Raw genomic sequence first — 24,291 nt, forward strand, 5'->3', positions numbered from 1 at the left:
TTCACTCCTTATCAACTCGTTAATGGTACGCTTCGCCTTCTTTCACTTTTCCGGAGAAGACGTAGTAACTCCAAAAGGTGTAAGCCAGAATGATCGGGATGATGATCACCGCTCCAACGAGCATAAAGCGCTGACTGCTTGCAGGAGCCGCTGCTTCCCATATTGATATGCTAGGAGGAATGATATTTGGCCAGATACTGATGCCAAGCCCAGCGAACCCGAGAATCACGATCACTAACGCCATCACGAAAGGGCTGCGCTCTTTACGCTTTTTAACGGAGTCGGCAATCTTCAAACATACCAGCCCAGTAATGACAGGTACGGGCAGTAAGTAGAACAAATTAGGCAGAGAAAACCATCTTTCCGCAATGGCAGGGTAAGCAAGTGGAGTCCAAGCGCTCACAATGACTAATGCGGAGATCATTGCCAGTAGTGTTTTGTTAGTGAAGCGGTACATCGTGTTTTGCAGTTCACCTTCCGTCTTCATGATGAGCCATGTGCTACCAAGCAGCGCGTACGTTGCGACTAAACCCAAACCACAAAAGATGGGAAAAGGGCTGAGCCAGTCGAGTTGGCTACCTACGAAGACGCGGTTTTCCACCGCAAAGCCTTGAATTACCGCGCCAACAACGATGCCTTGGAAAAACGTGGTTAAAATCGAGCCGACCATAAAAGAGCGATCCCAGAACTTTAAGTGGCTTTCCAATGCTTTAAAGCGAAACTCAAACGCGACGCCACGAAAGATCAAAGCAATCAACATCAACGTTAAAGGGATGGTTAGCGCTTCAATAATCACCGCGTAAGCCATCGGAAAAGCGCCAAATAGAGATGCGCCTCCAAGCACAATCCAAGTTTCGTTGCCGTCCCAAACTGGCGCGACACTGTTGACCATGACGTCTTTTTGTTTTTCATCCTTGATGAATGGCATCAGTATTCCAATACCCAAATCGAAGCCGTCCATGATGATGTACATCAAAGTGGCAAAAACGATGATCGCGAACCAAATCACGGATAAATCAAAATGCATATTCTCTACCTTCACTTTGTGACAAATTCTAAATGCGACCTGAAACGGTCGTCATGTCGTGCTCATCGTGTTCGATTGCATCGGGGCCTTTCTTGATTTGGTGGATCATGTAGTAATAACCAAAACCAAATACCAAGCTGTATACAACAAGGAAACACAGCAGGCTGATGCTCATTTGTAGGTCTCCGTGTGCAGAAACCGCATCACGCGTTTTTTGTACGCCATACACGACCCAAGGTTGCCGACCAACCTCTGTCGTAAACCAGCCAGCGAGTATTGCGATAAGACCAGATGGCCCCATAAACAATGAAAACTTGAGGAACCAACGCGAAGTATAAAGCGTGTTCTTTTTTCGTAACCATATGCTGTAGAAGCTTTGAAAAATCATCAGAAGTCCTAGCCCGACCATGATTCGAAATGACCAAAAGACGATAGGTGAGTTCGGTCGTTCCTCTTTCGGGAAGTCTTTCAGCGCCGGGATTGGCTCAGTTAAACTGTGGCGTAGGATCAAACTTCCTAAAACAGGAATTTCTAAGGCATAGTCTGTGCGTTCTTGTTCCATGTTTGGCATGCCGAACAATATCAATGGGGTTGGTTTGCCATCGCTGTTATCCCAATGTCCTTCGATGGCAGCGATTTTGGCGGGCTGGTGTTCCAGAGTGTTTAGCCCGTGCACATCGCCAATCACGGCTTGGAGTGGCGCAAGGAACACTAAGATCCCGAGCGACATCGAAAACATGGTTTTTACCGCAGTCGATTGATTGCCTCTCAATAAATGCCAAGCGGCTGACGCGCCTACAAAGAGTGCTGAACTGACGAAAGCCGCGACGCTCATGTGCGCCAAACGATAAGGAAATGAAGGATTGAAAACGATAGCAAACCAGTCGGTTGGCACCACACGTCCGTCGACAATTTCATAGCCTTGTGGCGTTTGCATCCAACTGTTGGAGGCGAGAATCCAGAACGTCGAAATGATCGTTCCTAACGCCACCATCGAGGTTGCAAAAAAGTGCAGCTTTTCGCCGACGCGACGCCACCCAAACAGCATTACGCCAAGAAATCCGGCTTCGAGAAAGAAAGCCGTTAACACTTCATAAGTCAGTAATGGGCCTGTGATAGAACCAGCGAAGTCGGAGAAACCACTCCAGTTGGTGCCGAATTGATAAGCCATGACAAGACCAGATACAACACCCATTCCAAAGTTAACCGCAAAAATTTTCGACCAGAAGTGATAGAGCTTTTGGTAATCGGGATTACGTGTTTTTAGCCATAAGCCTTCCAGCACGGCGAGATAGGTGGCCAAACCTATGGTGATAGCGGGGAAAATAATATGAAAGGATACCGTAAAGGCGAACTGTATCCGTGCAAGCATAAATGCGTCGAGGCCAAACATTAAACTTCCTTTGATCTTTTAAGTTTTATGAGAGAGCTATTTTAAAAGGAGCGGAATGAGGGAAGTAGGTACAGACAGTGACTATAAACCTATAACAGATTAAATATTGAAGTGTTATTATTTTGAATTCGGCTTTATGGAAGGGGATTTGCGTTTGGCGAAGTATCAAGAGTTAGTGGAACAGCTTAAAAGGCAGATAAAATCGGGGATATGGCATCCGGGTGACAAGCTGCCTTCGCTGCGTCGCCAATCTGAACACTCGGGTTTGAGCTTGATGACGGTGTTGCACGCGTATCAAATTCTGGAATCTCAAGGCTGGGTCACGTCACAGCCGCGCTCTGGTTATCGAGTCGCGCCCAATATTAAGAGTTCAAGTGAACCCCAAGCGCCAGCAGCAGTTTCGTGGACAGAGCAGGTAGACATCAATGAGTTTATCTTTGATGTTCTGCAGGCGAGCAAAAATCCATCCATGATCAATTTTGGCTTTGCCTATCCAGACCCAAGTTTGTATCCACGCTATCACGTGAATCGGGCGATGAGCGCAGCCGCTCGCAATATGCCGATTTCCACCACCTTTGATAACTTACCGCCGGGAAACGAACAATTACGCACCATCATCGCGAAGCGTTATGCTGCGAAAGGCATTGAAATTTCACCCGATGAAATTGTCATTACGGCAGGCGCGCTGGAGGCGTTAACGCTCAGTTTGCAAGCCTGCACAAGACCGGGAGATTGGGTGGTTGTGGAGTCGCCTGCATTTTATGGTGCTTTGCAATCCTTAGAGCGGTTAGGCTTGAAAGCGCTCTCAGTAAGAACAGACCCAGTCACGGGCATTGACCTAGACTCATTGGAACGAGCGCTGCAAACACACGATGTGAAAGCATGTTGGCTGATGTCGAACTTCCAAAATCCTCTGGGTTTTACGCTCACCAACGAGAAAAAACAAAAGCTGATTGAGCTGACACAGCGATATAACGTGCCAGTGATTGAAGATGATGTGTACAGCGAACTGCATGCCGAGAATGACTCGGTTTACCCACTAAGAATGTTTGATGACACGGGCAATACCATGTTGTGCTCCTCGTTTTCAAAATCATTAATCGCAGGGCTACGTATTGGTTGGGTTGCGGCGGGAAAGCGGGCGCTAGAGGTACAAAAGTTACAGCTAATGAGTACATTAGCGACGAGTGCACCAGTGCAAATGACATTGGTGCATTATTTAACAAGCCGCAATTATGAATTGCATTTGAAGCAGTTACGGAAAAAGCTGTTTGAACGCAAAAGTAAGATGACGGGTCTGCTTAGTGAGCTGTTACCTGAAGCAGTCAACGTGTTAAGCCAAAGCGGCGGGTACTTTATTTGGTTAGAGCTTCCCGAGCATATTGACGCCTTGCAGATATATCGAGAAGCGCTAAAAGATAATATCAGCATCGCACCGGGAAAGATGTTCAGCCTGACAGAACAATACGATCACTGTATTCGTCTTAACGCTTCTTTTGAGCTCAATGACAAATATGTTCATGCTCTCAATCTGCTTGCTAATATTATTCGCGATCATTTGGCGAAATAGCGACTTTTTTCAGTTTTTTGGTTTAATGGAGCGCGCCGGATTTCCAACAACTCGATCGCCCGGCGCAACGTCTTTGGTTACAACAGAGCCAGCGCCGACGACGGCCTCATCGCCAATGGTCACGCCTGGCAGTATGATAGCGCCCCCACCAATCCAAACGTTATTGCCGATTTTTACCGGTTTGGCGATCTCATCTCCGGCTAAGCGTCTTTGTGTATCGAGTGAATGAGCGGCTGTGTAAATTTGCACTCTAGGCCCAATCATGACGTTCGCGCCAACCTCAACCTGCCCATTGTCCAGAATAATGGCATCCCAGTTGATGTAGGTGTTTTCTCCGATGGACAAGTGACAACCGTAGGTAAGTTGTAGCGGTGGCTCTATACAGGCGCTGTTTTTTAATTGGACGCCCATTTCCGCCAATAGTTGTCTACGGATATCTGGGTTTGGCTCTTGGTTAAATTGGAAGACAAGCTGAGCGGTTTTGGCGCGCATTAGCTTTAGTTCTTCATCCAGACAATTATAGGTTTCTCCAGAGCGCATCCGAGTCAGTTCTGACATGACAATCATTCCATCAATGTTATTTGCAATAAGGTGCATAATAAGTGAGAGTGATTCGAAGTGAAAATTTGATGCTTAAAAATCAGAAAGTTATCACTGATTTGCCTTGCGTCTCAAGTTGGTTGATTGGCTCGTTTAGTTCACAAAGACGTACTCCCTAAATGGCTTAATCGGTTGAAGCCAAAGTGGGAAACCACTCGAAGCGTTTTACGTAGATTACTATATAGTTAATAAGAAGGACTTAATTGAGCCGCTTGCGCTATCGATTGGGCTAAAAATATAAGACTTATGCGCTCTGGCTTGCTGGCAACGATGAATCAAGAGTGAGCACTTTATGTTCGAACGGGTCATTTCATTTTTAGAAACAACACTGTTTACCTTTAACGAACAACCTATCACGTTGTGGGCGATATTGATGGTGCCGACATGGGTCATTGTCGCTTTATGGTTATCCAAAATTTTGATCAAAACCGTTACGTCAAGAATGTCTTCATCGGGGAAAGACCCAAACGTGATTCATTTGGTTAAACGGATATTATTTGTCATCGCTCTCGCCATTATTTTTATGACCACACTTTCGATGATAAATGTGCCAATTACCGCGTTTGCCTTTCTGTCTGGTGCCATCGCTATCGGCTTCGGTTTTGGTGCGCAAAACATCATTAACAACTTCATAAGTGGCTGGATTTTGATTGGTGAAAAGCCAATCCGAATTGGGGACTTTTTAGAGGTTGAGGGCGCCAAAGGCACTGTCGAGCAAATAAATACACGCTCAACGAGAATCAGACGAACCGATGGTGTTCATATGCTCATACCCAACAGTCAGTTGATTGAGAACGTGGTGATCAACTGGACGTTATGCGACAGATTAGTTCGTGGCTCTGTCGTCGTCGGTGTCGCGTATGGGAGCGATGTCAAACAGGTTGCTGCCTTAATGGCGGAAGTGACTTCGCAGCAAGCGCAAGTTCTGAGTTCGCCAGCGCCAGATGTGTTTTTTCAAGACTTTGGTGACAATGCTTTGATCTTCGAATCTTATTTTTGGATTAACTCAACGGTTGAGGGCGGTATTCGCTCGGTCGCAAGTGCCATGCGTTTTGAAATCTACGAAGCTTTCGAAAAGCACGGCATTGAAATCGCGTTTCCACAACGAGATGTGCACATTGATGGGCAAATCAAGTTGTCTAGGGAGAGAAACGGATAGGGCGATAAGCGGTATTGGTGTTCTTATCTTGGTGTCGAGTAACCATAGCGAGGCGGTCACAACACGGATTCACCTCGCTAGAAACCAGTTTGAAGGCGTTATTGGTTGTCCCACATGACTTCGCATTCTTCTTTGATTGCTGATTTTAGCAACTCAATCAGTGGAAACGCTCTGCGTCCTAGGCTTACCGAGGGCTCTGCTTGTTCTTCCTCTTCGTCTACATCAGTAGGGAGGTTTTCTTCAGCTGCATTTTTCGCAGATAGAGCAGAAGTTAATTTTGATAGCGCGTCAGGAACATCTTGAGCGGAAATTGATCCCGGTACCGTGCCGCTGTGACCCATCATTTTGAGCATATCTAATGCAATATCACCAAACATTGTGACGTTTGAGTGGCTTCGACAACGAAATGTTATGAGCATTTACCTGATCCTGTTTTATATGTTCGGTTTGAAACTAAATTGTAGCTGAAATCAGACACTAATTAATGTGATGAAGACCGTTGAGCGTTAAGGTTTTTATGAGTAACAACAAAAAACGGGCACGTACGTCTGCATGCCCGTTGAAATACATTACCTGATTGGTTGTTGATGATTTACAAGCTATACGGATCGCCCAGAGCTAATGCGACCCTAGAAGCAGGAGACTTTCCTAACGCACGGCAGATTTGCCAACCCGCTTCATTGATGACGCTAAGGTCAACGCCCGTTTCAATCCCAAGTTGCTCACACAGATAAAGTACATCTTCCGTTGCAACATTACCACTGGCTCCTTTCGCGTAAGGGCAGCCGCCGAGCCCCGCTACTGCGCTATCAATGGTGTTGATGCCCATTAACAAGGCTTGGTAGATATTGGCTAATGCTTGCCCATAAGTGTCATGAAAATGTACCGCAAGCGCGTCTTTTGGCAGTAGCGTTAACAACGAATCCAGCATGGCGATAACGCGATTAGGCGTTGCTTTACCGACAGTATCACCGAGCGAAATCTCATAACATCCCATATCAAACAACGTATTGGCGACCTTGGTAGTTTGCTCTGGCTTGATTACACCCTCATATGGACACACCATGGTACAAGACAAGTACCCGCGCACAGGTATGTTGTGCTGGTTCGCCAATTCGATAACGGGTTCAAATCGAGCGAGACTTTCGGTAATGCTGCAGTTGATGTTCTTCTGGCTGAACGTTTCTGAAGCGGAGCCAAACACCGCAATTCGCTTTACACCGCTTTCCAGCGCACGTTCTAACCCTGCGAGATTTGGTGTGAGTGCGCTATAAACCACGTCAGGCTTTTGCGTGATACCTGAAAATACTTGATCGGAATCGGCCATTTGAGGCACCCATTTCGGCGAGACGAAAGAACCCGCTTCAATGTGTTTTAACCCGCTGAGGCTCAATTGATCGATCAAGCGAATTTTATCCACCAACGTCACTGCGGTTTCATTTTGCAGGCCGTCGCGAGCGCCAACTTCGACGATATTAACCTTCGCTGGTAGCATACTCGCGCTCCTTATCTTCACTGACGTTATCCGATATCAAAGACAAATTCAGCAGGATGGAACCGTGCTGTACTTGGTCCCCGTGCTGATAAAACAATTCGTCGACTGTTGCTGCGACCGGAGCCGTGATGGTGTATTCCATTTTCATTGCTTCGAGTACCAAAAGCGGTTCGCCCGCCGCCACTTCGTCACCTTTAGCCACCATAACTGCTGAAATTATGCCGTTGAGTGGTGCGGTTGGACTTAGTTCATCATCTACATCTTTTGCAGAGTCAAAGTTAGGTTGATGAGCGAACGTGCGCTGCTGACCAAGATAAAATAGTGTTGTTCTTTGTTCATCGCTAAGTGCATTAAAGGTGTAACGCACATTATCAATATCGACGATAAATTGGTTGTCACTTTCAAGCAGGATGACCTGATGCAGATCCTCGCCGCATCGGACAGTGAAGTGAGATCCTGTATCTTGCGATGATTGTTGCAAACGTACCTGATGGTTGGCATTGGCATCCGTGAAGTTAAATCGGTAAACGTTGTCAACCGACAGTCTAAAACCTCGTTTGGTTGGCGCGGGTAACGTTGAGCTGTCTGATTTTGAAATCAGATCATTCCAGCGAGCAACCGCCGCCAATGTAAGCCAGATTGAATCCGACACGTCTTGCTGCTCATTTATGCCTTGTTGATGTGTGACGAGGAAACCTGTATCAAGCTCAATCTCGGCAAAGGCTGGCTGCGAAATAATGCTGTGCAGATAACCAATGTTTGTCGTTACGCCACGTACGTGATATTGAGTTAACGCCTGCTTAAGCTGCTTTAGAGCGATATCACGAGTTTGCCCCCAGACGATCAGCTTGCTGATCATTGGATCGTAATATTCGCTGATGCTATCGCCTTGAGTAACACCGCTATCAACACGCGCACAAGCTAGTCGAACATTGTTGTCCGAGATGGGTTCTTGTAAATAATCAATGCATCCAGTCGACGGCATAAAGTCATTGTCTGTATCTTCTGCGTAAATTCGCAGCTCAATTGAATGGCCGTTGTGGGTGATTTCAGATTGCGAAATAGGTAAATGCTCGCCAGCTGCGACTTTGAATTGCCACTCCACCAAATCAACGCCGGTGATCAATTCAGTGACAGGGTGTTCTACTTGCAGACGGGTATTCATCTCCATGAAGTAGAATTGACCTCGGCTATCGAGTAGAAACTCTACCGTGCCCGCGCCAACATAGTCGATCGCTTGAGCGGCCTGAACCGCAGCTTCACCCATTTGTTTACGCAGTTCATCACTAAGACCGGGAGCTGGTGCTTCTTCCACAACTTTTTGGTGACGGCGTTGAATGGAGCAATCGCGATCAGAAAGATAGACACAGTTGCCATGTTGGTCTGCAAATACCTGAACTTCAACGTGGCGAGGCTGCAATATGCATTTTTCGATTAGAAGCTGCTTGTCGCCAAAGCTTGAAAGTGCTTCACGCTGCGCACCGTCGATGGCCCGCGGCATTTCGGCTGCGCTATTGACTACTCGCATGCCTTTACCGCCACCCCCTTGGGTTGCTTTAAGCATCACTGGGTAACCGATTTTTTCAGCTTCCGCTAATAAGTGCTCTACGCTGTTGTCTGTGCCGTGATAGCCGGGAACCAAGGGCACGTTCGCCTCAGACATGATGGCTTTGGCTTGCGACTTCGAACCCATTGCTTCAATTGCGCTGGTGGAAGGGCCAATAAAGGCGATGCCATTTTCGCTGCACGCTTTGGCTAGTTTCGGGTTCTCGGAAAGAAAACCATACCCAGGGTGGATAGCATCGGCTTGCCATTTTTTCGCAGCGCCGATAATCGCATCGATATCGAGATACGATTCACTCGCCGGAGCGGGGCCAATGAATTCAGCGAAATCCGCTTGTTTAACATGTAAGCTGCTGCGATCCGCTTCGGAATAGACGGCAACCGTCTCTATAGCCATGCTTTTTGCGGTTTTAATGATTCGGCAGGCAATTTCACCGCGGTTTGCGATCAGTATTCTTTTAAACATGATTCCTCCAATTGGCGGCGCGCTTTTCAAAAAATGCACTCAGTCCTTCTTGTCCTTCGCTGGACACGCGGGCGGTTGCAATAGCTTGGCTGGTGTATTCAATTAATGAATGCTCGATAGGTTGATTGTCACAACGTAAGCAGAGCGTTTTTGCTGCCTGCATGGCTTGTGGACCGTTGTTAAGCAGGTGATCAATGGTGCGATTGACGGCTTCACGTGGTTGAGCGTCTATCTGATGAAGAATACTCATCGATAGTGCGGTTTCGGCATCAATCAGTTCCGCGGTTAAAAAGTAGCGTCGGCTTTGTCGTTGTCCAATCGCTCGGATTACGTAAGGTCCGATGGTGGCGGGTAACAAACCGAGCTTCACTTCACTCAAACAGAAGCGGCTTTCAGGTGTACCAATAGCGATATCGCAGCAGCAGATAAGCCCAAGTGCGCCGCCAAATGCAGCGCCATGCACCATAGCAATGGTTGGTTTGCTAAAGGTATCCAGCGTATGCAAAAGTTTTGCTAGTTGCTGTGCATCTTGCAGGTTTTCACTTTCGGTTTTGGCGGCCATTGACTGCATCCAGCCAAGATCCGCACCCGCAGAAAAGTGTTTACCTTGCGCCGTTAGTACCAATGCACGTAGAGAGTCGTCTCTATCAAGTTTTTCCAAGATTTCGATAAGTGAAGCAATTAATTCATCATTAAACGCGTTGTGTTTCTCTGGTCGATTGAGGCTCAACCAGGCAACGCCATTGCTGTCTTTTTCGAGCAGTAGTCCGGTCATGTGACTTCCTTTGTCTGACATTTCAGTCTGTATTCCAATACTCGCTAACCGTTACTTGTATAAACATCGGTATTCGCGAGGAGTTAAGGTTTGCCTTGCATCCGACTACATACGGAAGATGCCAAATTTGCTGTCTGGTATCGGTGCATTAAGCGCAGCAGACAGAGCAATGCCGACAACATCACGGGTTTTCGCAGGGTCAATAATGCCGTCGTCCCACAAACGAGCACTGGCGTAGTATGCATGGCTTTGAGTCTGATATTGCTCCGCAATAGGACTTTTGAACGCTTCTTCTTCCTCCGCGCTCCAGCTTTCACCTTTGCGAGTTTTGATATCGCGGGTCACTTGCGCCATCACGCCAGCCGCTTGCTCTCCACCCATGACGGAGATGCGCGCGTTTGGCCACATCCACATCATGGTTGGATCATAAGCGCGGCCACACATGCCGTAGTTCCCAGCGCCATACGAGCCACCAATAACCACGGTAAACTTCGGCACGTCTGCACACGCAACAGCAGTTACCATTTTCGCACCATGTTTGGCGATGCCTTCGGCTTCGTACTTCTGACCGACCATAAAGCCCGTGATGTTCTGTAAGAAGAGCAGAGGAATTTTGCGTTGTGCGCACAGCTCAATAAAATGCGCGCCTTTTTGTGCTGATTCCGAAAATAGAATGCCGTTGTTAGCGACAATGCCAATCGGCATACCGTGAATATGAGCAAAGCCACAGACCAATGTTTCGCCGAACAAGGCTTTAAATTCATCAAATTGTGAGTCATCAACAATTCGGGCAATGACCTCTTTAACATCAAACGGCTTTTTAAGATCGGTACCGACGATGCCGTACAGCTCTTGCGCAGGAAAGCGTGGTTCCTGTGGTGCTTTTTGCTTGAGTTGAACGGGTTTCAAGTGGTTAATTTGAGAAACGGCTTGTCTTGCCAACTCTAACGCGTGGTGATCATTTTCTGCGTAATAGTCCGCCACACCAGAGGTGCGACAATGAACGTCTGCGCCACCAAGATCTTCCGCGCTGACTTCTTCACCTGTCGCTGCTTTTACAAGAGGTGGACCTGCCAAAAAAATCGTGCCTTGTTCTTTGACTATGATGGATACGTCGCACATGGCAGGAACATAAGCGCCGCCAGCGGTACATAGCCCCATGACCACCGCAATTTGTGGAATGCCTTTGGCCGACATACGGGCTTGGTTGTAAAAAATACGGCCAAAATGGTCTTTATCTGGGAAGACTTCATCTTGGCGGGGTAGGTTAGCGCCACCAGAGTCGACTAAGTAAACACACGGCAGTTGGCATTTTTCTGCAATTTCTTGTGCTCTTAAGTGCTTTTTCACGGTGAGTGGGTAGTAACTGCCGCCTTTTACCGTCACGTCGTTCGCTACGATCATGCACTCAGTGCCGTCAATCACACCCACACCTGCAACCACTCCAGCACATGGAACGTAATCTGGATACACATCCCAGCCAGCAAATTGACCAATTTCTAGAAAGGACGAACCAGGGTCGAGTAGGGCAAGAATGCGCTCACGTACCGGAAGTTTGCCTTTCTTCTGCTGATGCTCGCGGGCTTTCTCACCGCCACCATCTTCTATTTGGGCAGTCACGGTATAAAGTTGATCTACAAGTGACGCCATAGAGCGGTAGTTTTCCTGATACTGCTCTGAATGGGTATTAATATTGGTCGTCAAACAAGCCATAAATAGCCGATCTCCATTCGGTAGACGGGTGACACCACCCGCCTTTATCTATGTTGAATAAGATTTAGGTTGAATAAGGAATTTATTTAGATTCAGAACGCCTAGGTATGTTGATTAGGCGCTTTCGTTAAACAATTCGCGACCAATAAGCATGCGGCGAATTTCTGAAGTGCCCGCACCGATTTCATACAGCTTGGCATCTCGCAACAAACGGCCCGTATCAAACTCGTTGATGTAGCCGTTACCGCCAAGTAGTTGAATCGCATCCAGTGCCATCTTGGTTGCCAGCTCTGCGCTGTAGAGGATCGCGCCAGCAGAATCTTTACGTGTGGTTTCACCGCGATCACAAGCGGCAGCGACGGCGTAAACATACGCTTTAGCGGCATTCATTTGTGTGTACATATCCGCGATTTTTGCTTGAACTAGCTGGAATTCACCGATGGATTTACCGAACTGTTTACGGTCGTGAATGTAAGGCACAACGGTATCCATACACGCCTGCATGATGCCAAGTGGGCCGCCTGCAAGCACCACACGTTCGTAGTCGAGGCCGCTCATCAATACTTTCACGCCTTGGTTTTCTTCGCCGAGAATATTTTCCGCAGGGACTTCGCAATTTTGGAAGACCAGCTCACACGTATTCGAGCCGCGCATACCCAACTTGTCGAGTTTTTGTGCTTGAGTAAATCCAGGGAATCCGCGTTCTACAATAAAGGCCGTGATGCCTTTAGAATGCTGGCTTGGGTCGGTTTTGGCGTAGACAACATAGGTGTGTGCATCTGGGCCGTTGGTGATCCACATTTTGTTGCCGTTTAGCAGGAAAATATCGCCTTTACGTTCCGCTTTAAGCTGCATAGAGACCACATCAGAGCCGGCGCCGGGTTCACTCATTGCAAGGGCGCCGATATGTTCACCGGAGATGAGCTTAGGTAGGTATTTCTCTTTTTGCGCTTGTGTGCCGTTACGGTGGATTTGGTTGACGCAAAGGTTGGAGTGAGCGCCGTAACTTAACGCAACCGAAGCGGACGCTCGGCTGATTTCTTCCATAGCGATAACGTGGGCGAGATAGCCCATGCCTGCACCACCAAACTCTTCGCTGGTGGTCACACCTAAAAGACCCATATCACCTAATTTGGACCAAAGATGGTTTGGAAAGTCGTTAGTTTGGTCGATAGATTGCGCTAGCGGCGCAATTTCTCTTGCAGCAAAACTATTGATTTGCTCGCGAAGCAAATCGGTATTTTCGTCATAAACAAAGTTCAGGGAAGAGTAGGTAGATTTCATTGCGTGTCCTTGCCTTTACGTCACCTACATCCCAGAGTTGAGGTGTTAGGTGACTTTTTCGCCTTTCATGGATCTTAGTGTGTTTTGGCATCGCAACTGCGCAGCATTTAACTCCATCATTACCGCTTGAATGTCGTTTGCTTGCTGTTGCAATGCTGCCTTCTTCTCTTCGATCAACCGAATCATATAGTTCAACTGCTCAGTACTTTGATCGGTATCGTAGAGTTCAAATAACTCTTTGATATCTGCAAGAGAAAAGCCCAATCGCTTACCTCGCAAAATCAGCTTTAGTCGAATTCGATCACGACCATTGTAGATTCGAGTGTTGCCTTTACGTTCTGGAGTTAGGAGACCTAAATCTTCGTAGAAGCGAATGCTTCGAGTAGTAATGTCGAACTCTTTCGCGAGCTCGCTGATCTTAAATGTGTTCATTCCTTAACCTTACGACTTTCGTATAACATTTACATGAATATACAATTCGTTAACGTTAAAGTAAACAAACAACATTCACTCTTGAGCCTTGATATCACTCGCATTTACTCGAAATCAAAGAATCACTCGAACAAACAATAACCTCAAACTTGACGTTAACGTAAATGTTAGTATAGTTATGACGTAAACGTCAACAAAAGGTTAATGGAATGAAAAATGAAACATGGATTGTTGCCGCTAAGCGAACGCCTATCGGCTCTTTTCAAGGTGCATTAGCTTCAACAGATGTCACGGAACTCGGTGCGAAAGCCATTCAAGGGGCGCTAGCCGAAAGCCAACTCGATGTGCACAAAATAGACGAAGTGTTGATGGGGTGCGTTTTACCCGCCGGTGTGGGGCAAGCGCCTGCAAGACAAGCAAGCCTTAAAGCTGAAATGCCACAATCGATTGGTTGTACGACACTGAACAAAGTTTGTGGATCGGGTATGAAAACCGTGATGCTGGCATATGACCTTGTTCAATCTGGTAATGCGCATGCTGTCATCGCTGGTGGCATGGAAAACATGTCGTCTTCTCCTTATCTATTAAAGAAAGCGCGTGATGGTTTCCGTTTAGGTCACGAGCAAGTGCTTGATCACATGTTTTATGACGGGTTGCAGGATGCCTACCAAGGCGAGCTGATGGGTGTCTTTGCAGAACAGACGGCGCAAAAGTATCAGTTCAGCCGTGAAAGTATGGATGCCTGGGCGCAGCAGTCGGTGACTCGTGCGCAGCAAGCAATCGAGCAAGGTTTGTTCAAAGAAGAGATCGTGCCTGTTAACGTAAAAAGTCGGCGCGGCGAAACCTTGGTTGTAGATGATGAGCAACCGAGCAAACTCGACGTCACTAAAATTCCTACCTTACGCCCTGCGTTTGCCAAAGATGGCGGCGTAACCGCAGCAAACTCTAGTTCCATTTCGGATGGTGCGTCGGCAATGATCTTAGTCGATAGTGAGTTTGGTCGTCAGGAAAACCTTCAGCCTCTAGCCAAAATTGTCGCGTACAGCACGCATGCAAGACAGCCTGATGAGTTCACCATCGCACCAGTCTTCGCGATTGAATCGCTGCTGGAAAAAACGGGCTGGGACAAATCGGACGTGGACCTTTGGGAAATCAATGAAGCTTTTGCTGTCGTGACTCAATACGCGGTAAAAGCACTCGAACTGGACGAGAGCAAAGTGAACCCTCGCGGAGGGGCTTGTGCGCTGGGGCATCCAATAGGCGCAAGTGGCAATCGAATCCTTGTCACTTTGATTCATGCGCTAAAACAAACTGGTGGTAAGCGTGGCGTTGCATCGCTTTGTATTGGCGGCGGCGAAGCTACCGCTATCGCGATTGAAATCTGCTAAATCACTCTCAACAAAGTTTCACTTACATAACAGTAGTCAGTAACAAGCTGAAAAATACAAGGATGTCATCATGACAGAACAAGTAAAGCAGTATATCGGTGGTGAATTTGCCATCTCCGATTCAAAACAATGGCTAGATGTAACCAACCCGGCAACCAACGAAGTGATTGCACAAGTACCTTGTGCCACGGAATCGGAAATGAATGCGGCGATTGCCAGCGCAACAGAAACGTTCAAACGCTGGAAAGAAGTTGCAGCGCCGGAGCGTGCTAGATTGATGCTGCGTTACCAACATTTGCTAAAAGAGCAACACGATGAGTTGGCGATACTGCTTTCAAGTGAGACAGGCAAAACCCTCGCGGATGCAAAGGGTGACATTTGGCGTGGGATTGAAGTCGTAGAACAAGCGGCGAACATTTGTAGCTCAATGATGGGCGAAACGGTGGAAAACGTCGCGACCAATATTGATGGTTACTCTTACATTCAACCGCTCGGTGTTTGTGCTGGCATCACACCCTTTAACTTCCCTGCGATGATCCCATTGTGGATGTTCCCGATGGCGATCGCTTGTGGCAACACCTTTATTCTAAAACCTTCGGAACAAGTTCCGCTGACTGCAATGAAATTGGCAGAGCTATTTGAACAAGCTGGTGCACCAAAAGGTGTATTGCAAGTTGTTCACGGGACCAAAGAGCAAGTCGACCGCATTCTGACTGATCCAGTTGTTCGTGCGATCTCTTTTGTTGGCTCTGTGCCCGTTGGTGAGTACATCTACAAAACAGGTACAGACAACCTGAAACGCGTGCAGTCATTTGCAGGTGCTAAGAACCACATGGTCATCATGCCGGATGCAAACAAACAGCAAGTCATCAATAACTTAGTTGGCGCGTCAGTTGGTGCTGCAGGCCAGCGCTGTATGGCGATTTCGGTTGCCGTATTTGTCGGCGAAACCAAAGAATGGATTCCAGAGCTTAAAGAGGCGTTAGCTCAGGTTCAGCCTGGCGCGTGGGATGATGAAACCGCCGGTTATGGTCCGCTGATTAGCCCTCAAGCGAAGCAGCGAGTGGTGAATCTGATTAATGAAGGCAAAGCGTCAGGCGCGAATTGTGTTCTGGACGGGACAGATTGCCAAGTGCCTGGCTTCCCGAACGGTAACTGGGTGGGGCCAACACTGTTTACCAACGTGACCACAGACATGTCGATTTATCAGGAAGAAATTTTCGGGCCTGTGCTGTTAACTATGGAAGTGGATGACCTAGATGAAGCGATTAAACTGATCAATGCAAACCGCTTTGGTAATGGTACGTCTATTTTTACGGCGAACGGCGCTGCCGCAAGAAAGTATCAACACAATATTGAAGTAGGTAACGTAGGCATCAACGTGCCGATTCCGGTGCCATTGCCATTTTTCTCATTTACTGGGTGGAAAGGCAGCTTCTACGGCGACCTGCATGCTTACGGTAAACAAGCGGTTCGCTTCTACACCGAGACGAAAACTGTCACCGCGCGTTGGTTTGAAGATGACATTCCAAGCGGTCCAAACATGACCATTCAACTTAGCTAATTACTGGATTAGCGACACCTCTAGCCAAGCGCCACCGTTTAAGTGGGCTTGGCTCGGATACAAATGCAACGAATTAGACCTTAGGACTTCAAGATGGATTTTGAATTAAACGAAGATCAACTCGCGTTTGCCGAAGTAGCAAAGCAGTTTGCAGACCAAATGTTAGCGCCTCATGCGGCCGAGTGGGATGAAAACCATCATTTCCCTAAAGATGTACTGCGTCAAGCAGGTGAACTTGGTTTTCTGAGCATCTATACGCCGCCAGAGCATGGTGGCTTGGGGTTATCTCGTTTGGATGCGGCGATCATTTTCGAGCAGTTGGCTATGGGTTGTACCGCGACTACTGCGTTTATGACCATTCACAACATGGCGACGTGGATGATCACTAGCTTTGCCAAAGCCGAAGTGGCGCAGCAATTTAGCGCGGATCTAATTTCGGGTGAAAAGCTCGCTTCCTACTGTTTAACCGAACCTAATGCCGGCTCTGACGCCGCTTCTCTAACGACTAGCGCAGTGCGTGATGGCGATGAGTTTGTCCTCAATGGCGCAAAAGTGTTTATCTCTGGCGCGGGTGATACAGATGTATTGGTCGTGATGGCGCGTTCGTGTGGTGAAGGAGCGGGTGGCGTTTCTGCATTCGTTGTTCCTGCTGATTGCGAAGGCATTAGCTACGGTAAAAAAGAAGCCAAAATGGGTTGGAACTGCCAGCCAACTCGCATGATTACCTTCGAAAATGTCCGCATTCCGGCTGACTATCTGTTGGGTGAAGAGGGAGAAGGCTTTAAGTTCGCCATGCTTGGTCTGGATGGCGGCCGAATCAATATCGCCACTTGTTCCGTCGGTACTGCGCAACAAGCACTGAACGAAGCCAAACAATACATGACCGAACGCAAACAGTTCGGCCGTTCACTGGCGCAATTTCAAGCGTTGCAGTTCAAGCTTGCTGATATGGCGACTGAGCTGGTCGCTGCGCGTCAAATGGTGCGACTCGCAGCCGCTAAACTCGATGCCCAGCACGCAGAAAAAAGTGCGTACTGTGCCATGGCAAAACGCTTTGCTACTGATGTGGGCTTTAAAGTCTGCGATCAGGCGCTGCAAATTCACGGTGGCTATGGCTACATCAAAGAATATCCAGTCGAGCGCCATTTCCGAGACGTTCGTGTTCACCAAATTCTTGAAGGTACCAACGAAATCATGCGTCTGATCGTCGCAAGACGATTACTAACGGAAGGCGTTGAGCTGCTTTAGTCAGCGAGACACAGCCTTACCTAAAGAAATTAAAAAGGACTGAAAGATTATGACGGCACAAATCAAATTAGAGCGCGAAGCGCATATTGCCAAGCTCACGATTAGTAATCCGCCAGCGAACACTTGGACGCTTGAGTCTTTGAATCAGCTAAAAGAGTTGGCAATTGAACTTAGTAATGATCGCTCTATTTATGCGTTGGTTTTAACAGGCGAAGGCGAGAAATTCTTTTCTGCTGGAGCAGATCTTAATAACTTTGCATCGGGTGATAAATCACAAGCAGCAAACATGGCGTTCGCATTTGGTGAAGCGTTTGAAGCGCTTTCTGCATTCGATGGGGTTTCTATCGCAGCGATTAATGGTTACGCGATGGGCGGCGGTCTGGAAGTGGCGATGGCGTGTGACATTCGTATCGCAGAAGAACAAGTACAAATGGCACTTCCTGAAGCATCGGTAGGTTTGTTGCCGTGTGCGGGTGGGACGCAAAACCTGACCGCGTTGGTAGGTGAAGGTTGGGCGAAGCGTATGATCCTGTGTGGCGAGCGTGTGACGGCCGAGCGAGCGGAAAAAATTGGGTTAGTCGAAGAGGTGGTGGCGAAAGGTCAAGCACTCGAAGCGGCTATGGAGCTAGCACAGCGTGTTGCAGGTCAATCACCGAAATCTGTGTCTGCGTGCAAAACGCTAATTCAAGGTCGACGCAGCCAAACTCACGCGGCTGGATTGGTTTTAGAGCGTGAACTGTTTTTACAGCTGTTCAATACACAAGATCAGACTGAGGGTGTGAATGCGTTTTTGCAAAAGCGCAAGCCACAATGGACAAACAGCTAGCGGAGGCCAAATGACAGGTACAGTAAATGTTTCAAAGCTTAAGTGCGCTGATGGCTCTGTTATTGGTGTGCTGGAGCTTGATAATCCAGCTGCTCTCAACGCGTTGAGTTACGTGATGATTGAGAAGTTGTACAAACAGCTTAATGAATGGCAAACGGACGACAGCGTCGTCGCGGTATTCTTGTATGCTCAAGGTGAAAAAGCGTTTTGTGCTGGCGGAGATATTCAAGCGATCTACCGTGCACTTGAAAACAAAGAGCAAGATTTTGATTCTGCGTTTTCAGCGATGGAAACCTTCTTTGACCTCGAATATCGCTGTGATCATCTTATTCATACTTATCCAAAACCTATCATCGCGTGGGGACATGGTTATTTGATGGGCGGGGGAGTTGGCCTGTTTATGGGTGCCAGCCATCGCGTTGCAGAAACCACCACACGCTTTGCAATGCCAGAGATTAAAATTGGCCTTTACCCAGATGTAGGTGCGACGTACTTCCTAAACCAGTTGCCAAAACATTTGGCACTGTTCTTAAGTTTGACGGCTTGTCAAATTAACGCAACAGATATGAAAGCGTTGGGGTTAAGCCAATGGATTACACAGCCAGAAAACAAGCAAGTGCTGCTGGATCTGCTGGCATCGGTAAGTTGGAAAGGTGAAGCGAACATCAACGAAAAAATCGCCACTACGCTGCGTTCGGTACACGTGGACGAGCCAACCGAAGGGATGTTGATGCCCTATGCGGAATTGATTGAGCAGTTATGTTCGGGTGACTTAGCGTCAATTGTTGATGCAATCAGCCGTGCTAACGTTGATAACAAGTGGTTCGTCAATGCGCAGAAGTCACTGAACTATGGCAGTCCGTTGTCGCTCAGTATCACTTATCAGCAGTTAACGCAGTATCAAAACCTCTCTTTGAAAGCGTGTTTTGATATGGAATTTAACCTAACACTACGTTGTGGCTTAGAAGGTGATTTTAGAGAAGGGGTTCGTGCGCTGATTATTGATAAAACCAATCAACCGACTTGGCAACATCGCACGGTTTCTGACGTAACGCCACAAGTTTTGGAGCGCTTCTTCTCGCCAATTGACTCAGCAGAATACCCACTGACCGCATCGTCGGTAGCTATAGCGGCACTTTAGTACAAGGAAGAAATACGATATGGACAAAATTGCATTTATTGGCCTTGGTAACATGGGTGCGCCTATGGCTAAGAATCTACTCAAAGCGGGCTTGAATGTCGAAGTATTTGATTTGAACCCAAGCGCAGTCGAGGAGTTGACCGCATTGGGCGCTTCAAGTGCCGATTCCGTTCAGCAGGCAGTACAAGGTGTGGAGGTGGTTGTCACTATGCTGCCAGCGAGCCAACACGTTCAAAGCGTTTATCTTGGTCAAGATGGCATCTTAGATAGTGTCGAATCAGGCACCTTGCTGATTGATTCATCCACCATCGATCCGGCGACTGCTCGTTTGGTTGGCGAAAAAGCATCGCAACTTGGTATCAGTTTTGTTGATGCACCAGTATCTGGTGGCGTTGCGGGCGCAGCTGCAGGTACGTTAACTTTCATTGTTGGCGGCTCACAAGAGAACTTTGTTCAAGCCAAAGCGGTGCTTAGCCACATGGGTAAAAACATCTTCCATGCGGGCGATGTTGGAGCTGGTCAGGTCGCGAAGATCTGCAATAACATGATGTTGGGCATTTTGATGAGCGGCACCTGTGAAGCACTCAATTTAGGGATGGAAAACGGACTCGATCCCAAAGTGCTTTCCGACATCATGTTGCAAAGTTCAGGACGTAACTGGGCGCTAGAGCTTTATAACCCTTGTCCAGGTGTGATGGAAAATACGCCTGCAAGCAATGGTTATCAAGGCGGCTTTATGAGCCAGTTAATGGCTAAAGATCTGGGTCTTTCGATGGAAGCGGCGGTTGCCAGTCAAACATCAACGCCAATGGGCAGCTTGGCTCGTAATCTGTTTAATTTTCACAACGGTCAGGGCAACGGGCAAAAAGATTTTTCAAGCTTGTTTGAGTTCTACCAAAAGCAAAATCAGGCCTAAGGAGCGCTTATGGAGTTAGCAAATAAGGTCATTGCGATCACGGGGGCAGGGCAGGGGCTGGGTAAACAAATGGCACTGTCACTGGCGGAAAATGGCGTTCATCTTGCGCTTATCGACCTCAATTCAGAGCAACTGGCTGAAACGAAAGCGGAATGTGAATCTCTCGGCGTTACCGCTCGTTTTTATGTGACGAACGTGACTGACGAACAGCAGGTGTGCACTGCTTTTGAGCAAATTGAGGCAGATTTCAAGCAGCTCAATGGTGTTATCAATAACGCAGGTATTATGCGTGATGGTATGTTCATTAAAGTCAAAGATGGTCAGGTTAACACGATGTCGCTGGAACAATTTCAGTCTGTTCTAGATGTGAATGTAACAGGCACTTTCCTGTGTGGCCGTGAAGCGAGCAAGGTAATGCTGAACACCGATAGCAAAGGGGTTCTGATCAACATATCCAGCGTTGCGCGTGCCGGGAATATTGGTCAAACCAACTATTCAGCATCTAAAGCGGCGGTAGCCACCATGGCAACGGTGTGGGCGAAAGAGTTAGGGCGTTTCGGAATTCGCTCAGTGGCGATTGCTCCGGGTGTCATCAAAACTGCCATGACAGACCAAATAAAACCTGAAGCGATGGAACGTTTAATCGGAATGATTCCGGTTGGACGTTTAGGTTTGGCGGATGAAATTTCATCGACCATAAAATACGTGTTAACCAACGAATTCGTGACCGGACGAGTGTTCGAAGTCGATGGCGGAATGCGAATGTAACCCCCTCTGCAACATAAAAAAGGGGAGCGAGTTTGATTGTCCGCTTCCTTCCACTTTCTCCTTTCTTTTATTGCTTCTATCTGAAAAATGTATTGGATGCATGGTCGACTGCTATCTCATCGAACGGTATAAAAATTTATTCTATTTCTAATGTGAATGGCTAGTTCTATATTGCTTGTCATGTAAATGTATTAACTCACAACTAAGACGATCTTTTGTCTCACTAACGAGATCATTATTCTTGGTGTGTAAAAAATACTCTCATTGGTTGTATTGTGACCGAAAACTATTTCGGCATCTAAAGATGGTGATTTATTATTCAGCGCAAAATACATGGGAATATGAGGCTGACTGAATAACCTTCAGTTGTCTTAATAATAAATAATCAGAATTCTCAATTACACTGAAGTAACTACCCATTAGGGAAGAGCAATAATGTCACTATTTCATTCGCTTAGGACGATGCCGCTATTATTGGGGTGTCTGTGTTTTTCTGTTCAGGCCTCCACAGAAAAGGTGGAACAGGAAGGTAAGTTTTTACAGTCGTTAGAAGGCATCGAAAATCAAATTTACGCATTACCTCAGAGTTCTTTAGCTTTGATTGAAGCGTTAGAAGAAGAGTCTTTACTACAAAACCAACCAACAGCGCTGTTGGTGCGTTACTGGCTTGCCAAGGCCACGGTTTTAGAGCTGCTAGGGCGCGTAGAAGAGAGTCAGAGTGTCGTTCAAAAAGGATTGGAGCTTGTGCGTCCACAGAGCCATGAGTATCTCCTGTTTAAGTTGATTCAGATGCGAACTATGGTTGGAAAGAGCGATATCGATACCGCGCTTTCTGCGTTGGATAGCTTGTTGGAAACATCGCGTGAGAATGGTGATAAGCAACTTGAATCAGAAATCCTGCTGCTAAAAGGACGCTATTACGATGAGCAAGGTGAGTTTAAAAAATCCTATGCTGCACTTATGTCGTCCATGGATGCGGCTGAATCTTCAGGTGTTCACGGGCTGGTCGAACGTGCAGCACTAGAGCTAGGTGACGTACTTGTCAAAATTAAGGGTTACGACCGATCTGAGGCGCTTTTGGAACAAGCATATCGCTATTTTAGGGATAGGCGTATGTCGTTCAATGAGTTGTTGAGCGTTTTGACGATAGCGAAACTTCATAAAGCACAGTTCCAATACGAAGAGGCGATAGCGTCATATCAGCGAGCGTTAAAGCTGGCTCAAATTATCGGTGATGGACGCTTTAGATTTCGAGTTAACCTTGAACTTGCAGCTTTATATCGCGAGACGAAACAAGAAAAGAAGATGGTTAACCACTTGAAGCTGGCGGAGAATTTACAGTACAGAGAAACGTCTAGCGCGTATTTGGCAACATTTAAGTTGTTACAAGCCGAATATATGTTAGAGCAGCAGCAATTTGAAATACTTTTAGCGATGATCGCGCCAATGCTGCCGGAGATTATAGAGAGTCGATACGTCAAGCAACAGCAAATGGAGCTACTAAAAGTCGCCGCTATGGCCTATGCGGGGAGCAATGACTTTAAACTAGCATTCGAAACTTACGGTAACTATCACGATAAATTTATCCAATTTAGCAATCAAAGAGAAGTTGAAAATCTTGAGCGCCAGCAGACGTTATTTGAGTTGGAACGACTTGAATATGAGAACGAAGATCTCAACTGGAACAATGTGTTGCAGCGTATGGAGCTAGAAAACAACCGTCGTACTTTTTACTTATTGGGTGAAGCGCTACTTGCGCTCATCGGTGTTCTATTTTTGATGGCGGTAGTATTTCTCGTCGTCAATCGCTCGCGTTTGAGAATGCGTCGCCTCGCAAAGACAGACACATTGACAGGGTTGTTCAATCGCCGTTTTTTAGAGGACTGGTTCACTAAGCCAGTAGAAGTGAGGCGTGAGCGAAAAGAGAAACCGGTACCTCAATCTAAGCAAGAAAAGATACAGCAATTTGTTTTTGAGCAAGTCGAGCAAGTTAAGTACGGTTATCTAGCTTTAAATAAATGGGTAGATAGCAAACTCGATAAACAGAAAATGGTGCCAAATAAACCACAATCGGGGCCAGTAACTTTAGCGTTAATCGATGTGGATTATTTCAAGCAGGTAAATGATACCTATGGGCATGTGTTTGGAGATACCGTACTAACGGGCGTTGCCAAAGTGTTGGAGGAAACTGTACGTGAGAACGACATTGTTGCTCGCTTTGGTGGTGAAGAGTTTGTTGTTGTTATGCCCAATACAGACCATAAAAACGCCCTTATTACTGCAGAACGTTTACGTAGCGCTTTATCCCTACATGGCTTTGTTACGGAACAGAAAGAAGAAGTGAGAGTGACCTGTAGTTTTGGAGTCGTTACCACTGAAGATAATGAGATGAGTTTTAAATCACTTTGCGATCAGGCCGATAAATTGCTTTATCAAGCGAAAGCGAACGGACGCAACTGTGTGGAAGGTCGCTCGCTAGCGTAACAGAAATCAAAAGTTCAGGCTCATCGCACGATGAATCTGAACTTATCCCTCCCATTTACTTTGATAGCCAAGTGACTTTGAGATCCTTGCTTCGAATATAAAACGCTGAATCTAACATCTTAAAGTCACTTGGCGATATTACTTAAAAATGGCTTAAGGATATCGAATCGCATATTCATGGCGTTCAATATAACCTCTCTTTTTGCCTCCTTCACCTTCAAAGTGCGAATGCCACTTGTGTCTACAAAACTATAACAAACTAGTGTGTCTATTATTTGTACAAACAAACCATGTACAGGTGAAATGATTAGTGGTCGATATAAATTTTTTGTGGCACAGATTTTTGTTGTTCAAAAATCAACTCTTTCATCATCGTTTTAAAAATGGATCTACATTCAAGTGCTTGATTTTACTTGCTTTATTTGTTTGTTCTTAAACTGAAATCTAGTTATCCCGACAAGTTCTTACCGAGCAATTTT

20 protein-coding genes are annotated in these 24,291 nt (G+C 46.8%); 10 read left to right on the top strand and 10 right to left on the bottom strand.

Annotated elements, in window-relative coordinates; all coding sequences use genetic code 11:
- Positions 1-19: 19 nt before the first annotated feature.
- Together cydB and R7O13_RS02305 are read right to left on the bottom strand one after the other, a co-directional pair.
- Positions 20-1,027 (bottom strand): cytochrome d ubiquinol oxidase subunit II, encoded by a 1,008-nt coding sequence (gene cydB / locus R7O13_RS02300; protein WP_167416109.1) that lies wholly within the window; start codon positions 1,025-1,027, stop codon positions 20-22.
- 28 nt (positions 1,028-1,055) lie between these two features.
- Positions 1,056-2,420 carry a cytochrome ubiquinol oxidase subunit I gene (locus R7O13_RS02305; RefSeq protein WP_005373264.1) on the bottom strand — a complete coding sequence of 455 codons (1,365 nt, stop codon included), beginning with the start codon at positions 2,418-2,420 and terminating at the stop codon, positions 1,056-1,058.
- A 136-nt stretch (positions 2,421-2,556) separates the two neighbouring features.
- Between R7O13_RS02305 and R7O13_RS02310 the strand changes: the two genes are divergently transcribed.
- On the top strand, positions 2,557-3,990 hold the full coding sequence (locus tag R7O13_RS02310; protein WP_318303094.1) for a PLP-dependent aminotransferase family protein: 1,434 nt from the start codon (positions 2,557-2,559) through the stop codon (positions 3,988-3,990).
- A gap of 9 nt (positions 3,991-3,999) precedes the next feature.
- Here the strand turns inward: R7O13_RS02310 and R7O13_RS02315 are convergent, their stop codons facing one another.
- Positions 4,000-4,548: a sugar O-acetyltransferase gene (locus tag R7O13_RS02315; RefSeq protein ID WP_053807851.1), complete on the bottom strand. Its 549-nt coding sequence runs from the start codon at positions 4,546-4,548 to the stop codon at positions 4,000-4,002.
- Between the two features lie 334 nt (positions 4,549-4,882).
- Between R7O13_RS02315 and R7O13_RS02320 the strand changes: the two genes are divergently transcribed.
- A complete protein-coding gene (locus tag R7O13_RS02320; protein WP_005373258.1) occupies positions 4,883-5,749 on the top strand; it encodes a mechanosensitive ion channel family protein in 867 nt (288 codons plus the stop codon).
- Positions 5,750-5,847: 98 nt separating this feature from the next.
- Here the strand turns inward: R7O13_RS02320 and R7O13_RS02325 are convergent, their stop codons facing one another.
- The 7 genes from R7O13_RS02325 to R7O13_RS02355 form a co-directional block, all read right to left on the bottom strand.
- Positions 5,848-6,168, bottom strand: coding sequence for a DUF1840 domain-containing protein (locus R7O13_RS02325; protein WP_085569099.1), 321 nt, complete (start codon positions 6,166-6,168; stop codon positions 5,848-5,850).
- A gap of 173 nt (positions 6,169-6,341) precedes the next feature.
- Positions 6,342-7,244 carry a hydroxymethylglutaryl-CoA lyase gene (locus tag R7O13_RS02330; protein ID WP_318302873.1) on the bottom strand — a complete coding sequence of 301 codons (903 nt, stop codon included), beginning with the start codon at positions 7,242-7,244 and terminating at the stop codon, positions 6,342-6,344.
- A complete protein-coding gene (locus R7O13_RS02335) occupies positions 7,225-9,273 on the bottom strand; it encodes an acetyl/propionyl/methylcrotonyl-CoA carboxylase subunit alpha (protein WP_318302874.1) in 2,049 nt (682 codons plus the stop codon). Before R7O13_RS02335 ends, R7O13_RS02330 begins: the two co-directional genes overlap by 20 nt.
- The gene (locus tag R7O13_RS02340; protein ID WP_258460939.1) at positions 9,266-10,048 is read right to left on the bottom strand and encodes an enoyl-CoA hydratase-related protein; all 783 of its coding nucleotides are present in this window, start codon (positions 10,046-10,048) and stop codon (positions 9,266-9,268) included. Before R7O13_RS02340 ends, R7O13_RS02335 begins: the two co-directional genes overlap by 8 nt.
- Before the next feature lie 105 nt (positions 10,049-10,153).
- A complete protein-coding gene (locus tag R7O13_RS02345; protein ID WP_256900925.1) occupies positions 10,154-11,761 on the bottom strand; it encodes a carboxyl transferase domain-containing protein in 1,608 nt (535 codons plus the stop codon).
- 114 nt (positions 11,762-11,875) lie between these two features.
- Positions 11,876-13,045 (bottom strand): isovaleryl-CoA dehydrogenase, encoded by a 1,170-nt coding sequence (locus R7O13_RS02350; RefSeq protein WP_213869863.1) that lies wholly within the window; start codon positions 13,043-13,045, stop codon positions 11,876-11,878.
- Positions 13,046-13,090: 45 nt separating this feature from the next.
- Positions 13,091-13,477, bottom strand: coding sequence for a MerR family transcriptional regulator (locus R7O13_RS02355; RefSeq protein ID WP_005373242.1), 387 nt, complete (start codon positions 13,475-13,477; stop codon positions 13,091-13,093).
- A 209-nt stretch (positions 13,478-13,686) separates the two neighbouring features.
- Here R7O13_RS02355 and R7O13_RS02360 point away from each other — a divergent pair, with 209 nt between their 5' ends.
- The 8 genes from R7O13_RS02360 (at position 13,687) to R7O13_RS02395 (ending at position 23,812) form a co-directional block, all read left to right on the top strand.
- On the top strand, positions 13,687-14,865 hold the full coding sequence (locus R7O13_RS02360) for a thiolase family protein (protein ID WP_318302878.1): 1,179 nt from the start codon (positions 13,687-13,689) through the stop codon (positions 14,863-14,865).
- 70 nt (positions 14,866-14,935) lie between these two features.
- Positions 14,936-16,429: a CoA-acylating methylmalonate-semialdehyde dehydrogenase gene (locus tag R7O13_RS02365; RefSeq protein ID WP_047101355.1), complete on the top strand. Its 1,494-nt coding sequence runs from the start codon at positions 14,936-14,938 to the stop codon at positions 16,427-16,429.
- A gap of 93 nt (positions 16,430-16,522) precedes the next feature.
- Positions 16,523-17,677: an acyl-CoA dehydrogenase family protein gene (locus R7O13_RS02370; protein WP_005382663.1), complete on the top strand. Its 1,155-nt coding sequence runs from the start codon at positions 16,523-16,525 to the stop codon at positions 17,675-17,677.
- Between the two features lie 49 nt (positions 17,678-17,726).
- Positions 17,727-18,503: an enoyl-CoA hydratase gene (locus tag R7O13_RS02375; protein ID WP_017633670.1), complete on the top strand. Its 777-nt coding sequence runs from the start codon at positions 17,727-17,729 to the stop codon at positions 18,501-18,503.
- Positions 18,504-18,513: 10 nt separating this feature from the next.
- Entirely contained in the window at positions 18,514-19,644 is a 1,131-nt protein-coding gene (locus R7O13_RS02380) for an enoyl-CoA hydratase/isomerase family protein (protein WP_318302881.1), read from the top strand.
- 19 nt (positions 19,645-19,663) lie between these two features.
- A complete protein-coding gene (gene mmsB, locus R7O13_RS02385; RefSeq protein ID WP_318302882.1) occupies positions 19,664-20,560 on the top strand; it encodes a 3-hydroxyisobutyrate dehydrogenase in 897 nt (298 codons plus the stop codon).
- Between the two features lie 9 nt (positions 20,561-20,569).
- Positions 20,570-21,328 carry an SDR family oxidoreductase gene (locus R7O13_RS02390; RefSeq protein WP_033906450.1) on the top strand — a complete coding sequence of 253 codons (759 nt, stop codon included), beginning with the start codon at positions 20,570-20,572 and terminating at the stop codon, positions 21,326-21,328.
- A gap of 462 nt (positions 21,329-21,790) precedes the next feature.
- Positions 21,791-23,812, top strand: a complete 2,022-nt coding sequence (locus tag R7O13_RS02395) for a diguanylate cyclase (RefSeq protein ID WP_412125711.1) — start codon at positions 21,791-21,793, stop codon at positions 23,810-23,812.
- Positions 23,813-24,291 lie beyond the last annotated feature (479 nt).

It is taken from the genome of Vibrio sp. Y176 (genome assembly GCF_033438945.1).

Bases quoted from the DNA above. Each gene is read 5' to 3' on its own strand.
- cydB (WP_167416109.1), bottom strand. From the start codon at position 1,027: ATGCATTTTGATTTATCCGTGATTTGGTTCGCGATCATCGTTTTTGCC.
- R7O13_RS02305 (WP_005373264.1), bottom strand. From the start codon at position 2,420: ATGTTTGGCCTCGACGCATTTATGCTTGCACGGATACAGTTCGCCTTT.
- R7O13_RS02310 (WP_318303094.1), top strand. From the start codon at position 2,557: ATGGAAGGGGATTTGCGTTTGGCGAAGTATCAAGAGTTAGTGGAACAG.
- R7O13_RS02315 (WP_053807851.1), bottom strand. From the start codon at position 4,548: ATGTCAGAACTGACTCGGATGCGCTCTGGAGAAACCTATAATTGTCTG.
- R7O13_RS02320 (WP_005373258.1), top strand. From the start codon at position 4,883: ATGTTCGAACGGGTCATTTCATTTTTAGAAACAACACTGTTTACCTTT.
- R7O13_RS02325 (WP_085569099.1), bottom strand. From the start codon at position 6,168: ATGCTCATAACATTTCGTTGTCGAAGCCACTCAAACGTCACAATGTTT.
- R7O13_RS02330 (WP_318302873.1), bottom strand. From the start codon at position 7,244: ATGCTACCAGCGAAGGTTAATATCGTCGAAGTTGGCGCTCGCGACGGC.
- R7O13_RS02335 (WP_318302874.1), bottom strand. From the start codon at position 9,273: ATGTTTAAAAGAATACTGATCGCAAACCGCGGTGAAATTGCCTGCCGA.
- R7O13_RS02340 (WP_258460939.1), bottom strand. From the start codon at position 10,048: ATGACCGGACTACTGCTCGAAAAAGACAGCAATGGCGTTGCCTGGTTG.
- R7O13_RS02345 (WP_256900925.1), bottom strand. From the start codon at position 11,761: ATGGCTTGTTTGACGACCAATATTAATACCCATTCAGAGCAGTATCAG.
- R7O13_RS02350 (WP_213869863.1), bottom strand. From the start codon at position 13,045: ATGAAATCTACCTACTCTTCCCTGAACTTTGTTTATGACGAAAATACC.
- R7O13_RS02355 (WP_005373242.1), bottom strand. From the start codon at position 13,477: ATGAACACATTTAAGATCAGCGAGCTCGCGAAAGAGTTCGACATTACT.
- R7O13_RS02360 (WP_318302878.1), top strand. From the start codon at position 13,687: ATGAAAAATGAAACATGGATTGTTGCCGCTAAGCGAACGCCTATCGGC.
- R7O13_RS02365 (WP_047101355.1), top strand. From the start codon at position 14,936: ATGACAGAACAAGTAAAGCAGTATATCGGTGGTGAATTTGCCATCTCC.
- R7O13_RS02370 (WP_005382663.1), top strand. From the start codon at position 16,523: ATGGATTTTGAATTAAACGAAGATCAACTCGCGTTTGCCGAAGTAGCA.
- R7O13_RS02375 (WP_017633670.1), top strand. From the start codon at position 17,727: ATGACGGCACAAATCAAATTAGAGCGCGAAGCGCATATTGCCAAGCTC.
- R7O13_RS02380 (WP_318302881.1), top strand. From the start codon at position 18,514: ATGACAGGTACAGTAAATGTTTCAAAGCTTAAGTGCGCTGATGGCTCT.
- mmsB (WP_318302882.1), top strand. From the start codon at position 19,664: ATGGACAAAATTGCATTTATTGGCCTTGGTAACATGGGTGCGCCTATG.
- R7O13_RS02390 (WP_033906450.1), top strand. From the start codon at position 20,570: ATGGAGTTAGCAAATAAGGTCATTGCGATCACGGGGGCAGGGCAGGGG.
- R7O13_RS02395 (WP_412125711.1), top strand. From the start codon at position 21,791: ATGCCGCTATTATTGGGGTGTCTGTGTTTTTCTGTTCAGGCCTCCACA.